Here is a 14,391-nt window from a genome sequence, read left to right as displayed (position 1 = left end):
TCTTATTTTATTTTGTCGGCAAAACGCCTGATAATGGCGTCCACCGTATTTTGCCCGACATCCGCCAGGCCCACCGCCTCTAGACCGCCGCCTTCTTTTGGGCGTGCTATCACAAGGCTGAATTCTTTATCTGAAGAGAGGTCATCAAGCGATACCCCCCGGACGTTACTCACCAGGGCTGCGGCCTCCGCCTGCCTACGCTCTGCGGCACTGCCAACCTGGCCGCGCCGGGCAGAACGTTCCCGCCGCACACATCCTTTGATGCCGCCGGGCTCATTCTCAAGGAACGCTGCGACGGTTTCTGACGTTTCACCCTGGCGCACGGCATAAGCCAGCGCAGAAGCATATTCCGTCAGCCGGGTTTTGTCATAGTCCTTGCCGAAGGTGATCTTGAGCGCCGGCGTATAGGGCGCACGTTTCTGCGCCTTCAGGCCCGCCTCTCGCAGAAGGGCAGTATAAGCATCCGGATGCGCCTGACCTTCTTCATAGAGCTTGAGCGCGGCCGCAAGCGCTTCATAAAGGCTGGAACGGCTGCCACCATCCAGGTGCGCGACGCTGCTGGCTGCGCGCTCGCATGCACCCACAGCTTCGCTCATGTCATAGGTTTCGCCGTGCTCCACGCCTTCGCGGCGGCGGAAGTTCACCACCACCATGGCGAAATGCGCCACATCGCCGGAATGGCTGAAAGGCAGCATGATGCCGCGGCAGTCCAGAAGATCTTCGATGAACTCAAACTCAGCAGCGCGGGTGCGGCCTTCTTCCGTTTCGAACTGGCCAAGAAGCGCGCTTGCAAAAGCGGAATCCGGGAAGGCGTTCAGGTTGGTGCCCTTCAGGATAGGTTCTTCCAAAAGCAGGCCCACGTTATTGCCGATATAGCGCACGGTGGCGCCGCCTTCGGTAAATTCCAGAAGCAGACTGTTGTTGCGGTATGGGGCAAGGCCTTCCGGCGTCAGCTGCGAGAACAGGGGAAACTCACTATCGCCTTTCAGCGAATGCCAATAGTCAAACGCCCGGAGGTGCAGACGGCGCTCGTCGCCATCGGCTCCCTTTTCACCATGAAAGTCGTCTTGGACGCCAGCATCGCTGGGCTCGTTATCGGATATGTCGTTTCGTGTGCCGTTCATGGCCAACAATTCGCTAAACCGTAAGGTAAACCGCCTGCAATATGCAGCGGCCCGTTCCCTCCCTAATGGCACCCAAAATCTGTGCTGGCAAGGAAGATCGGACTCAGTAGACGACTTTTTCGTAGATTATTCGTTAACAGCCCGCTTGCCAACGCTGTCACTTCTGTTCTGACGCCGATGTGAGGCCGTTCAGACTTGCGGGAATAGAATTTTTGCGCAACAAAGAGCTACCTGTGGGGGGACAATAAAAAGGGGACTCGCGCCATGTCAGCACCAGAATGCCCAATCAAAAAGTGGCAAAGCCTGACAGCAATGTTTTTTGACCAAGCCAGTGTGCTTGAAAAAAAGCCACTTCTACACGCCAAGAAAGACGGCAAGTGGCAAACCCAGACCTGGGGCGAAGTGGCCCAGAAAGTCTGTCAGCTGGCCAGCGCCCTTGAAGAGCTCGGCGTACGTGCGGGCGACCGGGTGGTGATTGTTTCAGAAAACCGGCCCGAATGGCTGATGGCTGACTTTGCCGTGATGGCGCTTGGCGCTGTCAGTGTGCCGGCCTACACCACCTATACGGCGCGAGACTATCTGCACATTCTCGAAAACTCAGGAGCCAAGGCGGCGATTGTGTCCACAAAAGCGCTCGCGCGGACCTTCCTCAAGGCCGCCCACCAGTCGGACGAGCTTGAGCACTGCATCACCATCGACGAGGTGAAGCTTGAGCAGGCAGTGAATGTGAATGTGCATCACTGGGCCCAGGTGGTAGACACCCAAACGCCGGATATCGCCAAATACCGCAGCCTGGCGCAAAGCGTGTCGCGCCATGATATCGCCTGCCTCATTTACACAAGCGGCACCGGCGGGGCGCCCAAGGGGGTGATGATCCACCACGGCGCCATCCTGCACAATAGCGAGGCCGCTGCGATCGTCTTCGATGAGCTTGGGCTCAAGAACAACGCGTTCCTGTCATTCCTGCCGCTCAGCCACGCCTATGAACACACAGCTGGCCAGTGCTGGCCGCTCACGATCGGTGCAGAAATCTGGTACGCCGAAAACCTTGATAAGCTGGCGGCCAATATGGCGGAAGCCAGCCCAACGGTCATGGTGGTGGTGCCGCGCCTTTTCGAGATGCTGCGCACGCGTATCAGCCGCGGCATCCTGAAGGGCGGCGGCCGGAAAGCAGCGCTTTTCAACCGGGCGATTGAGCTTGGCACCAAGGCCTTCAAAGGCGAAGAGCCCCTGACGCTCAAGGAAACGCTTGAAAACAAGTTCCTCGACCTGACGGTGCGGCGCAAAGTGAAGAAACAGTTTGGTGGGCGCCTGAAAGCGCTCGTCTCGGGCGGTGCACCGCTCGCGCCAGACGTGGGCGCCTTTTTCATGAGCCTGGGGCTGCCGCTCCTGCAGGGCTACGGCCAGACGGAATCCGGCCCGATCATTTCCGTGAATCCACCGGCCGCGCCAAAAATTCACACCGTGGGCACGTTGCTTAGCAACACTGAAGTCAAGATTGCCGAGGACGGCGAGATCCTGGTACGCGGTGAGCTGGTAATGAAGGGCTATTGGCACGACGAGAAAGCCACGGCCAAAACCATTGTTGATGGCTGGCTGCATACCGGCGATGTGGGCCGGTTCGACGAGGACGGCCACCTGGAGATCACCGACCGCAAGAAGGACATTATCGTCAACGCCGGCGGCGACAATGTCTCGCCGCAGCGCATTGAAGGCATGCTGGCCCTTGAGGATGAGATCGCGCAGGCGATGGTTTACGGCGACCGCAAACCACACCTGGTGGGCCTGATTGTGCCAGACGCGGAATGGCTCAGGGACTGGGCGAAGGAAAATGGCAAGGAAGGCGGCCTTGATGTGCTGCGGCACGACAAGGACCTGAAGAAAGCGATGGACGCAGCGGTCGCGCGCGTGAACAAGCGCCTATCGAACCTGGAGAAAGTGCGCAAGTTTGCGATTGCCGGCGAGGCCTTCACCATCGAGAATGAACAGATGACACCAACCCTAAAGCTGAGGCGTCATGTAGTGAGCGAAATATACAGGGACACGCTTGAGGGGATGTATCATTAAGATACCGGTTCAAATGCAATGACCTCAATCAAAGATAAATTTAATCGCTGGTTCATTCCTGGGTTTATGCTGGTGTCTAGCATTACACTCATTGTGATTGGCGTACCCCGTTTTCTGCATGAATTGATGCTCGTGCCCGGCACGCCTATCTTGCACCGGGTGAATGCAGGCGAAACTGTCTCTGAGCAAGACCTAGAGGTTCTCGAAAACTCCAGGCTCGATGCTCTTGGCATTATTGAACTACCTGATGCTTATCTGGACTTGGGATCTTCATACCTTTACCGAGCACGCTCAGCAGCTGACCCTGAAGAAGCTCAAAAATATGCCGCCCTGACGATAGAGGTTTCGGAAAAAGGCCTCAAAATGGCACCCCTTAACACATTCGCCTGGTTTCGTGTTGCAACGGCAAATGTGATGCTCGGAAATTTCCCAGAAGGCCTAAATACATGGCGAACATCTATCGCCACAGCGCGGTTTGAACCCTTCATTCTAATTCAGCGTGTCCACTTGGGTGTCATCCTTTATCAGGATATGACCGATGAAGACGTTGACCTGCTTAAAGACCAACTCGGAATGGCTTACAGGTGGGACAGGCAGAAGCTACGCCAGTATGTTCGCGACAACGACCTTATTTTATGGATGGCCATACTGTCGGAACCAGACAGCGAGATGAAGGAATACCTAGTTGGTTAGAACATTTTTCGATCAATCTACGCCACTTCCAGCATGACCTGAGCCCTAGGTTCAACTGATTATCTGTGGAACCTTTTTTGTGTTTTTGATTGGCGTTGGCCTTCTGCAGCCCGTCCAATCATTGGACACCGCCTTGATGTAGATGTAAAGGCCCAAAGAAATATGTACTTTATTTCTTTTTAATCAATTCTTTGGCCGGATTTCAGATAACGGTGGTATCTGGGCGGATCACCATCGCCCCCATCCCTATAGTCGATCCAGCACCTATATTTATGCCCTAGCATACCATGACCTTTCCCCCGGATTGAGGCCATTTCCTAGGTTAGGAACTTGATGGCTATCATGCCACAGCCTTCTCAGCTACAGGCAAGTTAGCGGAAGGAGCCGCGACTCTTCTTGGGGCGACTGGAAGCGCCTTGCCTGTAGCTTTGCAAAGGTCGCTGGCGGCTGGTATCCGAGCGAGCTGTGGGGCCGTTCTTCATTGTAGTGTCTTCTCCATTCATTGATGACTGATCTGGCCTCCTTGAGGCTCATGAACCAGTGCTGGTTGAGGCAGTTGTCTCTGAAGGTACCATTGAAGCTCTCGCAGAATGCGTTCTGCACAGGTTTGCCTGGCTGGATGAAGTTGAGCTTCACGCCTGTCCTCTGCGACCATAGGAACATGGCTTTGCTGGTAAGCTCAGGGCCGTTGTCGAGAACAATCTCCCGTGGCAATCCATGTTGATTGCCAAGGACATCCAGGAATGCCCGCCAGACGCTGGCCTGAGATGGAGGTGTCAACCAGTTGCCCGACACATTCGCGGGTGTAATCATCCACAATATTGAGGGTGCGGAAGCGCCAGCCTGTCGCCAATTGATCTGACACAAAACCCAAAGACCAGCGTTCAGACTGCCGTGATGGTAGGGCCATCGGCTGGCGTGGCACGTTCGGCAACTTGTGACGCCTCTTCGTCCGCACCTGAAGTCCTTCTTCCGTATAGAGGCGGTAGGTCCGTTTGACATTCTGCACCAGACCTTCCTGTTTGAGGAAAGCATGCAGCATCAGATAGCCATAGCGAGGGTAACGTTCCGCCAGTTCCTTGAGGCGCAGACGTAGGGACGCATCACAGCGACGACGGCTGTTATACTGAACCGCCGACCTTGATATGCCGACAAGCCCAGAGGCAAGGCGCTCAGACAGCATCTTGCCTGAGACAAGATGCTGAACCTGCTTGCGCCTGACTGCGGGCTTTACCACTCCTTTGAAAGCAATTCCTTCAAGGCAGCGTTGTCGAGCATCTGATCGGCTAGAAACTTCTTCAGTCGAGCGTTCTCCGCCTCCAGCGACTTGAGCTGCCTAGCATCAGACACATCCATGCCGCCATACTTTGACTTCCAACGGTAAAAGGTCTGCTCGGCGATGCCATGCTTGCGGACGAGGTCCTTAACCTTCATCCCCGCAGCATGCTCCTGCAGGATCGTAATGATCTGTTCTTCGCTAAATCTTTTGCGCTTCATAAAGGGATCTCCTGATCATCTTTTTACAGAAAATCCTAACTTTAGAAACGGCCCTATTTATGGGGAGGAGGTCAGTGGCATATTTTGAACCGTACGCAAATGCTCCCGCCACTTTTAAAAAAACTCAAGTTAGGCCAGAGAGTGGGCCTAGAATTATTTTAGGGTACTTCTAACGTCGATGCTCGCACCATAACACTGCTGTCGCACCCATAACTCCGCACAAGGTTATAGCAATTGCCGGGATTTGCAGAGGAAAATCCACACTGGAATGGAGCGCTATTTGCAGCATTATACTGACAAAACAAACAGAGAAAACCTCCATTGTAAAAGACATATTTCTATTGAAGGCTAGTTTCACAATAAAAAAAGAAAAAAGCATGATGAACAGTCCTCCAACTAGTGGGCCTGCGGTTAACAGAATTTCCAAATAGTCATTATGAGCTCTTACGACATGTCGATGAAGGTCCGGCTTCCTGTGCTCGGAAAACACTTCAGGAAAAGTTCCAAGCCCGGTCCCAACGAGAGGGCCCTCTTGAGTGAGTTCCATCAGAAAAGGATAGATTTTGAAGCGATAGTCATTTTCTAATCCTGCATTCATCCGGTATTTGAACATATCTCCGCTGAACGCAAAAATAGCAAGGAAGCTTATAAAAAAAATCGGCAAAGCCCAGCTAACGGATTTTACGTTACCGATGTGTTCTCGTTTGCCTATATCTCGAAAAGACAGATTCAACGTAAGATAAATAATTGCTATAGCTACACTGATTATACCCGCGCGGGATCCTGTCAACAGAAGTGCAGTAAACACAATTATCAAGCTTAGACTGAGAATTACAACTTGATGCGGGTGTCGAGCGAAAAAGCCAAGGAGTTTAGACTTTAATCCAAACAATTTGGGAGTAGACACATTAAATAACCAGAAAGAATAGGCTATTAAGCAATTCAGTCCTAGGCCTGCGTACGCTGCAAAGCTGTTTCTGTTGACAAAAGTAGACGAGAGCGCTTGACTAAATGCCCACCTATCATACCATAATATTTTCTCATTGCCTGTGAAATATAAAATTAGCCCATAAAGACAGTAAACGGTTACGATCAGCCCTATAAAGCGGAAGAATATAGGCACGGCAGAAGTACCTTTTATTTTTAAGAAAACCAGTAAGAAAAAAGCTACATAACTAAGCAAATAGATAGTAGTTCGGATCGTACTTTCGGGCGCAATGGACCATCCAAACAAGACCTGCACGCAACCCCAGAAGCTCACGCAAAGAAGTGCAGCAACTGGCAAGTAGAATATCTTTGCCAACTTGCGATCATCAGTTGACTTAAAGAAGAGGCAATAGATTACACAAGTGATTCCCATGAGTAAAACAAAGCTCAATTGCCAAATTGGCCGGGCACTTGCGAAGGGCAAGGGACTAAGTATTAACAATAGACAAAGAAATTGCATCACAAGAACTATTCAGGTCAGCTAGTTGTTGATGTTTTTGCATTCAGGCCTATTAACCTGCCGTAGGGTTCATTCTAAATTCTAACAGTCTGTTTTCTGAAATATATGATAGCAGGCTGCCCGCATAACGAGCCCAAGTTAACTGCCACTGAACCTTTGTAGTCAAGAGAAGAATTTATTTGGCACCCCCTCCAACGGATTTCGGTCCGCTAGCTTCGAACGCGCATGGATTGCCAATTGTGTGCATGGAGCAGCTTTGTTGCTCCCTCATGCTGAACGTAAATGATCCAACCTTACAGAAACTTTGGTGTGGCTACCCATAACATCCAATAGAACCCAAGCTCGCTGGTTAGGGGAGATTTTTTCAACCTCTGCAAGGAAGTTAGCAAATGGCCCCTTAGTAAGGGTCACTTGGTCACCTGGCGTTAGTGATTGTAAAGGTAGCAATTTTCCCTGGTCGTCACACCGAAGCAGGAGCTGTGAGACCAAATCTAGCGGTACTGCAGCTGGTTTTTCTCCAAACCTTACTAGTTTCGTGATACCTGAAGTCGAATTAACGGCCTGCCAAAGGCCCTGAGTTAAATCAAAAGCCACAAAGATATAACCAGGGAACAAAGGCCGTAAAGTGGTGACAAACTTGCCATTGCACTGCCGTGTTTGTTCTTCCATTGGCAAGAAAGTCTTAAACCCTTGTTGGTTAAGATTCCTTTCGGCTATTTTGGAGCTGTTTGGTTTCAGCTGTGCTAGAAACCAACTTGTGTCACCACTACCAAGCACCATTTGAACCTCTACTACATTTATCCGATCCATCTATCGCTTGTCTCCTAATAGATGCAACCGAATTATCTGCAAAATCATTTCACATTTCGACGAAAATCAGCGGTACTTCCCCTTATTCATACCTTTTTAAGTAACGGCGTCTCCTCCCACTCTCTATCAATTTAACCGCCCTGGGATTGCTAGAAGCTCCAACTTCTGAATAAGAAGGACCATTATGGGCAAAACCCAAACAAATTTTGTCTCTGTCTCACTCCGCTAGATTTGCAGGCACCAAAAGTCCGTGATCATACAGGTCCTCATGGTATTTTTGCCATAAGGCGAGAATTCGTTCCTATTGGCAGCAATTGTATTCATTTCCAGCAAGATTGGCCGTGTATCCCAAACCTTGAATGGTTAGATAACGTAGGCTGAGGTTGATAGCCGCCAAAGATCTGGTCTCCCGACCAAGGTTGCCGACAGACTGAAGGTGCTTGAAAGCAAGAACATAGAACTGAGACAAGCCAAAAGGTCCTGCTATTTTGCCGAGATGGAGCTCGAGCGCCCACTGAGATGCTGATCAGCTTTATTGGTTCGCACTGGGTATAGGGTGGAACTGGTCTGCATATGGAGGTGGCTTTAACAATCACAGTGACCTAGGTAGTCAGCATGCCTTGATCAAGTTGGTTGACGGCCGCGTTCGTTCTCTATGTCGACGGATACCGCATGAATACGGTGACCCCTAGGTTCAGCCATCTAGCGGCGGGTAAGCTTGAGGAATGGGCGCGGTATCGACGAGATCCCAGTTGCTAGCAGCGCCTCCTGATTGATCGATTTGATGCAGGTGGCCAGCTGAAAACGATTGGTGAAGTAAAAGTCGCTGGTGACTCTAATTTATGGGCGGGTACACAAGGGTTGCCCAACAAGGCTAGGAAAGCGGAACTCCATGTGATCTATTGGGCAGGAAGGGAAAAAGCAGTGTTACTTGCGGATTCTAACTACCAGAAATTTTATAAAAGTGAGATCTAATCATTTAACGACTTTGTGAATGAAGTTCAGCATTGATTGAGCTAGTGCCACTCGATCAAAACCCTTTGCCGAAGCAACCCCCGCCGAAGACATTTGCTGAAGTGAGCAAGGTTCTTTGTCCAAGATTCTAATTTGGTCTGCAAGCTGCTTGGCATTCTCTGGTTCGATGGTTATTCCAGCCCCGGCCTGACGGACGATTTCAGCAGACTCGCCTTCAACTCCCAAAATGATCGGAATGCCCATGCCCATGCACTCGAACAACTTAGAAGGAATCACTGTAGTAAAGAGATCTGATCGGCGTAAATGAATAATTGCGAGATCTAGCACTGACCAATAGCGAACCACTTCTTCCTTTGTCACTGAAGCGCAGAAAATAACATTTCTTAGACCCAGCTGTTTCGCTCGTGCCTTCAATCTTTCGCGTTCAGCGCCATCCCCTAGCAATAGGAGACGGATATTTGCCGATGCTGGGTCGTTCATAAGGATTGCGGCCGCATCAAGTAGCGTGTCTAGCGCATGCGCCATTCCATGCGTTCCAATATAGCCGGCGACAAAACAGTTCTCGATACCAAGTTTCTGGCTTAAAGTGGGGTCCTTGGACAGTGGATGGAAACGGCGGCTGTCGACACCGTTGGTTACTACAAAAATCTTATCGCCGTCGATACCACGCGCCATCAGATTTCTCTTGAATGAGTGGGTAACCGAAATCACCGCTGAAGCGCGGCTATATAGGAAGACCTCCAGCTTTTCAAGCAAGCCCAGTATACGCCTGTTTTTCATTGCGCCTACGGCTCGGATCGATTCCGGCCAGATGTCACGCAGCTCAAAAACAAATGGTTTGCGCTTCACGGCAGAAGCCGCCCAAGCTGCTACTGCCGTGAAAAATTGAGGAGAGGTGCCTATGATCACGTCCGGCTTTCTGACAAAAAGCGCGGCGAGAAACCCGGAAAGCATGAAGCTTATAAAATCAAGCGTGCGCAGGACGAAGCCCTCGTTGCCTGTCACGTAGCTCCAGACGCGAATAACGCGGATGCCTGCCATTTCTTCCTGTTGCCAGAAACGGTTACGATAACCGTCAAAAATCTGGCCTTTCGGAAAGTTCGGAGCGCAGGTAATTACCGTGACTCGGTGCCCGACCTTCACCCATTCGCATGCATGCTCAAAGGTGCGGCTAGCCGGAGCGTTGGTTTCTGGTGGAAAATTATCGGTCAGAAATAGAATATGCATCAGGCAAAGTCAGGGTCAAAGGTGAGATCGAAGGTCAAGTCCCCGGTGAAAGCGAGGGACAAGCATTGGCTAGGCAAACTTAGTCCGAAGCGAGGATGCCAGGTGCTATCCTCAACATTGGCAGTAGCGCCGGCGGCGTACCAACGCAGCACTCGGCCCGAAGCCAGGCGCAGCGTACCAGCATCTGAAGACGTAGCCTCTGCGATGACGCCATTCGGTAGGTAGTACCGTGCTACACCCTTTGCGGCTGGCTCCAGCCGGTCAACGACACGCAGCGTTGTATCAGTGAGCTGCCATGAACGGCTGTGGTGCGGGCCTCTGGGCAGGCGGGTGTAACCATCATGTCGGGCCGCGAGAATTAGCGCCTCGCGGGTTTCATTGGCCTCTACTGCATAGACTCTAGCGCGCTGCGCCACGCGAAATCCACTCCAAACCTCCGAAGAATCCTCATTGCCGACTTGGACAGTCGAATGCGCAGATGTTCCGCGCTGGCGCAGGCGTTCAGCAGACGTACCATATTCGGAGGTGCCGGAATTAACAATCACGCGCTCTGTGCCGAGCGAAAGCTCGAAGGACAGTGTATCGGCATGGGCATGACCGGGCAGATAATCCGGTCCTATACGGCCTACATCACAGAGGACCACGATTGATCCCCGCGCCATGCGAGCAAAACCACTGTCAACTAGATACGTAAGTCCTGGCGCCAACGGAGCGACAGAAATTCCCAACCGCGCGGCATAGGCATGAAGACAGTCATTCTCCGGTGCGACGCCAAAGGCTGCATCGTTGAAAAAAGAGATCTTGCCGTCCGGGTGCGACATAATGTTGAGCCAACGAAGCATTCCCGGCAACCGCGCAGCGCAGCCACGCGCCAAGGCCTGTTCGGCGGCAGAAAGTCTGGAACCATAGGCCGTCATCAAGTTCACTATATCCGCCAAGTCCTCCACAGCGAGGGCATGGTACATCGGCGACAGCTCGAAATGGCCGCCATCGGGAAGTATCTGTTCAGGCAGCTCACGAAACAAGATCGCCATAGCCTGCTTGCGCCAATTAGCGGCCTCCGGTCCATCGAAGTAAAAGCCGGCGAAAATAAGCGCTTTCGCATTGGAAAAAAGATGGTTGCCGAGCAGGTGCCATTCCAGCCGACGCATCAACCAGCGAGTTTGGACAGCAAGACTGTGCTGTGCGGCCTCATTTAGGGTGTTGCCAGCCAGCGCCCATTTGATCCAGTTCACAATGCGCAGCGAAGTAGGATAAGGCTCCCAGCCCGAACCTTGGCCTGGCGGGTTGGCTGCAATCCAGTCGGTTATCAGCGCCTGATGCCACGCTCCGCGCGAGTCCGCTCCTTCGGCGTTCAGGTCATCGAAGTAATGCTGGTTGTAGCGCCAAAGCTTGGCTTTAGCGGGATTGTCCCAGCCATGCGCGTCCAGCGACCCTTTTTCATTGAGAAACCGAAACACCCTTGGTCCGGTCATGCTGGGCGCACGGTAGGCAGGCGGCTGCCAAATTGCGGACCCAGACCAGATGCATGGTGCCGATGCCAGATCTGGGCGGGGACGGGCCAACAGATACCATAGCCGTCCATAAAGCTGCACGGGCCGAAGGTGCCGGATCGTGCGCCAGAACCGAAAGGCGTAGCGCATCACGGTCATGTAGGTTTAGACAGCGTCGCGACCAGAAGGATGCGAAACCGCGCCAAATAAGGTACAGCATTTACAAGCCTTTCATAGGCCAGCCCCATCAGATAGGTGAGTGTGGTGATCCGCAGGTATTCTGGACGCCCTTCAATCAGTTCCAAACTGTCGATTTGAAGGCCGGAGTCCGCGGCTATCTTGCGAACCTGTGTAGGTGAATTGCATAGGTAGTGCGTGGGGAAGGTGTCGGTCTCGTGCCGCCCCCGCAAGCGGTTGATCCATTGGTGAAAACGATGCGAGGTCAGGCGGGCAATGAGTGGCATGTAGTGGTTGCGGTTCGGTGTCTTGAATAATAGCTTCCCGCCGGGACGCAGAACGCGGGCAATCTCGCGGACTACCTGTTCGGGGAAGTCCAGATGCTCCATAACATTGTCGGCAATCACTATATCGAAACTGGCATCGGGATATGGGATTTCGCCCGCGTCCGAGACCCGCCCCTCATCCAGAAATCCATTTTCTGAGACCCTCGGGTCAAGGTCGACACCGCAGACTTGCTGAGCAAGTCCACGGAAATTCATCTCCTGCACAATTCCGGCGCCAGCGCCAAGGTCCAGAATACGGGTGTCAGAATCAATGACCCGCAGAATCCGTTCGCGGAACATTTGGTCATCCCAGTTTTTGTGATAATCGGGATAGAATCTGCGATCGATGATCTGGATCATGCTCATTGCCGCACAGCCTCCGCTAGTTTGATAGTGATCTCAGTGGTTTCAAATACTTCCGCAAGTGGCACAGGCGCCACGGCCCTGCATTTGACTGAAGCCATGAACGCCGCGACCAAGGCGTCCACCCCCTTGTTTTGCCTCCAAAGATTCATCTTCGAGAACCCTGACCAACCCCAGCCACGTAGCCTTATGAAGTTGTCCAGTTGAAGAACCCTACCCGCAGCAAAGATCTCGACCCGTTCCTTAGGGAAGCCTTTGTGGCCATTAGCCAAATACAGGATCGTTGCTACCGACCCGTCTGCGAATTGAAGCGTCAGGCTGACTTTGTCGTCATTGACGGGCGTCGAGGGATGCCGCCCCAACGCCACCCCATGATGTGCCGTGACTGGATGCCCAATCAAATGGCGAGCAAGATCGATGAAATGGCAGGCTTCGCCAATGATGCGCCCGCCGCCCACGACAGGATCCTGTGTCCAATGATCTGGTGGGATTTCACCCGCATTAACAGTGATAATGAGGTTTTTTGGCGCTTTAATCGGAGCGAGAAGCGTCTTCATTTTCACTACCTGTGGCGCGAATCTGCGATTAAAGCCAACCACAAGTTGCTGCTCCGGTCGTCGGTTAGCCTCAGCCTTGATCTCGGCCAGTTCGGCCAGCGTCAAACACAAAGGCTTCTCACAGAAGACATGCTTACCCGCTCGCAGTGCGTCTAACACCTGTGTCGCGTGAGCGTCATGACGGGTAGCGACCACTATGGTGTCGATCTCGCGATTAGCCAGCACCCTCGAGGCATCAGTGGCCGCTTCTCGGAAGCCGAACTTCTTACCGAAACGCACCGCGCTGATCCCACCAGAACTGACCACTGTACCGAGATCGGCGCCTGCCGTCTTGAAGGACGGGATGAGAACCCGGCTTGCGTAGTTTCCCGAGCCAAGGAAGGCGACTCTACCTTTACCAGCCTTCGGCTGCACGTCATCTAGTGTGACGACGCGTTCGAGAATCTGCGCTTCGCCATCGATACCGCCCGGATAGTTGATGAGAATACCCATGGATGGCTCGCTCGAGGTCAACAGATCCATTGCCTCTGCCGCCTGTGCCACTTCGAAACGGTGGGTGATCAAGGGCTTTACATCGAGCGAACCAGATGCCATGAGATCTAGCACCGCTTCGAAGTTGCGCTGCTCGGTCCAGCGCACGAAACCAATGGGATAATCCTGCCCGCCTTCCTCGTAGTTGGAATCATAGCGCCCCGGTCCATACGAGCAGCTGACCTGAAAGGTCAGTTCTTTTTCATAAAAATCGTCGCGCGACAGATTCAGACCGACCACGCCCACCAGCACAATGCGGCCGCGCTGGCGGCACATTTGCGCAGCCTGGCGCACCGGCTCGTTACTGTCAGTTGCTGCGGTGATAATTACCGCGTCGATGCCCTGCCCCCGCGAGAATGCGGCGGCGGCATCGAGCACATCCTCACCCTTTCCTGGGTTCACCGTCTCCGCGCCGAACTGCCGTGCCAGCGCCAGGCGACTATCGTCAAAATCGATCCCAAGTACGCGACACCCGTGGGCGCACAGCAGCTGCACTGCCATCAAGCCGATCACGCCAAGGCCAGTAACCACCACGCATTCACCCAGCGTCGGGTTGGCGAGGCGGATGCCCTGCAAAGCAATGGCGCCGACCACAGTGAAGCTGGCCTCCTCGAGGGAAACGTTTTTCGGGATACGCGCACAGAGGTTTTTCGGCACGGTGACGTATTCGGCGTGCTTCCCATTCGAGACCACGCGGTCGCCCGGCTTGAAACCATCGACACCATTTCCAGCGTCGACCACTTGGCCGACATTACAATATCCGAGCGCCAGTGGCTGGTCGAACTTGCTCTTTACTGCGTCATAGGTGGCGGCGATGCCGTCCGTGCGGGCCTTTTCCAGCACCATCCTCACCTTGTCGGGCTGCTGGCGGACCTTTGATATCCATCCAGATTTGCCGAATTTCACCAGCATGCGCTCGGTGCCGGCGGAAACGAGAGAAATATCGGTGCGAATTAGCACACTGCCAGCACCAGCGCGCGGCACTGGAACGTTCTCAAGTGTGGTGGTGCCGTCCTTAAGGGATTGAAGAACTTGTTTCATTTGATCAACCTTTGATAGCCTACGATTTTGTACGCGCATATTTAGGGTTGGAAAATACCCATT

9 protein-coding genes and 1 pseudogene are annotated in these 14,391 nt (G+C 52.9%); 2 read left to right on the top strand and 8 right to left on the bottom strand.

From position 1 onward, the window contains the following. Positions 1-2: 2 nt before the first annotated feature. On the bottom strand, positions 3-1,124 hold the full coding sequence (locus KORM41_RS12625) for a PAS domain-containing protein (protein WP_068148445.1): 1,122 nt from the start codon (positions 1,122-1,124) through the stop codon (positions 3-5). A gap of 264 nt (positions 1,125-1,388) precedes the next feature. Between KORM41_RS12625 and KORM41_RS12620 the strand changes: the two genes are divergently transcribed. Both KORM41_RS12620 and KORM41_RS12615 read left to right on the top strand, forming a co-directional pair. Next, entirely contained in the window at positions 1,389-3,191 is a 1,803-nt protein-coding gene (locus KORM41_RS12620) for an AMP-dependent synthetase/ligase (RefSeq protein ID WP_068148442.1), read from the top strand. A gap of 18 nt (positions 3,192-3,209) precedes the next feature. After that, on the top strand, positions 3,210-3,884 hold the full coding sequence (locus tag KORM41_RS12615) for a tetratricopeptide repeat protein (protein WP_068148438.1): 675 nt from the start codon (positions 3,210-3,212) through the stop codon (positions 3,882-3,884). 360 nt (positions 3,885-4,244) lie between these two features. Here the strand turns inward: KORM41_RS12615 and KORM41_RS21575 are convergent. The 7 genes and pseudogenes from KORM41_RS21575 to KORM41_RS12575 form a co-directional block, all read right to left on the bottom strand. Beyond that, positions 4,245-5,381: pseudogene (locus KORM41_RS21575) on the bottom strand (IS3 family transposase). Between the two features lie 169 nt (positions 5,382-5,550). Continuing rightward, positions 5,551-6,759 (bottom strand): O-antigen ligase family protein, encoded by a 1,209-nt coding sequence (locus tag KORM41_RS12600; protein WP_231727259.1) that lies wholly within the window; start codon positions 6,757-6,759, stop codon positions 5,551-5,553. A gap of 336 nt (positions 6,760-7,095) precedes the next feature. After that, positions 7,096-7,638, bottom strand: coding sequence for a transcription termination/antitermination protein NusG (gene nusG / locus KORM41_RS12595; RefSeq protein ID WP_197421111.1), 543 nt, complete (start codon positions 7,636-7,638; stop codon positions 7,096-7,098). Between the two features lie 975 nt (positions 7,639-8,613). Continuing rightward, positions 8,614-9,840 carry a glycosyltransferase family 4 protein gene (locus KORM41_RS12590; protein ID WP_068148430.1) on the bottom strand — a complete coding sequence of 409 codons (1,227 nt, stop codon included), beginning with the start codon at positions 9,838-9,840 and terminating at the stop codon, positions 8,614-8,616. After that, the gene (locus KORM41_RS12585) at positions 9,840-11,315 is read right to left on the bottom strand and encodes a heparinase II/III family protein (RefSeq protein ID WP_197421109.1); all 1,476 of its coding nucleotides are present in this window, start codon (positions 11,313-11,315) and stop codon (positions 9,840-9,842) included. Before KORM41_RS12585 ends, KORM41_RS12590 begins: the two co-directional genes overlap by 1 nt. Positions 11,316-11,488: 173 nt before the next feature. Next, positions 11,489-12,196, bottom strand: coding sequence for a class I SAM-dependent methyltransferase (locus KORM41_RS12580; protein ID WP_197421108.1), 708 nt, complete (start codon positions 12,194-12,196; stop codon positions 11,489-11,491). A gap of 2 nt (positions 12,197-12,198) precedes the next feature. Continuing rightward, a complete protein-coding gene (locus tag KORM41_RS12575; RefSeq protein WP_068148427.1) occupies positions 12,199-14,328 on the bottom strand; it encodes a bi-domain-containing oxidoreductase in 2,130 nt (709 codons plus the stop codon). Positions 14,329-14,391 lie beyond the last annotated feature (63 nt).

This window comes from Kordiimonas lipolytica, assembly GCF_001550065.1.
This window is presented reverse-complemented; position numbering and strand designations above follow the sequence as displayed.

What these genes read in the sequence shown, in the direction of transcription:
- KORM41_RS12585 (WP_197421109.1), bottom strand. Translation starts at nt 11,315, where the DNA reads ATGACCGGACCAAGGGTGTTTCGGTTTCTCAATGAAAAAGGGTCGCTG.
- nusG (WP_197421111.1), bottom strand. Translation starts at nt 7,638, where the DNA reads ATGGATCGGATAAATGTAGTAGAGGTTCAAATGGTGCTTGGTAGTGGT.
- KORM41_RS12590 (WP_068148430.1), bottom strand. Translation starts at nt 9,840, where the DNA reads ATGCATATTCTATTTCTGACCGATAATTTTCCACCAGAAACCAACGCT.
- KORM41_RS12620 (WP_068148442.1), top strand. Translation starts at nt 1,389, where the DNA reads ATGTCAGCACCAGAATGCCCAATCAAAAAGTGGCAAAGCCTGACAGCA.
- KORM41_RS12615 (WP_068148438.1), top strand. Translation starts at nt 3,210, where the DNA reads ATGACCTCAATCAAAGATAAATTTAATCGCTGGTTCATTCCTGGGTTT.
- KORM41_RS12625 (WP_068148445.1), bottom strand. Translation starts at nt 1,124, where the DNA reads ATGAACGGCACACGAAACGACATATCCGATAACGAGCCCAGCGATGCT.
- KORM41_RS12575 (WP_068148427.1), bottom strand. Translation starts at nt 14,328, where the DNA reads ATGAAACAAGTTCTTCAATCCCTTAAGGACGGCACCACCACACTTGAG.
- KORM41_RS12580 (WP_197421108.1), bottom strand. Translation starts at nt 12,196, where the DNA reads ATGATCCAGATCATCGATCGCAGATTCTATCCCGATTATCACAAAAAC.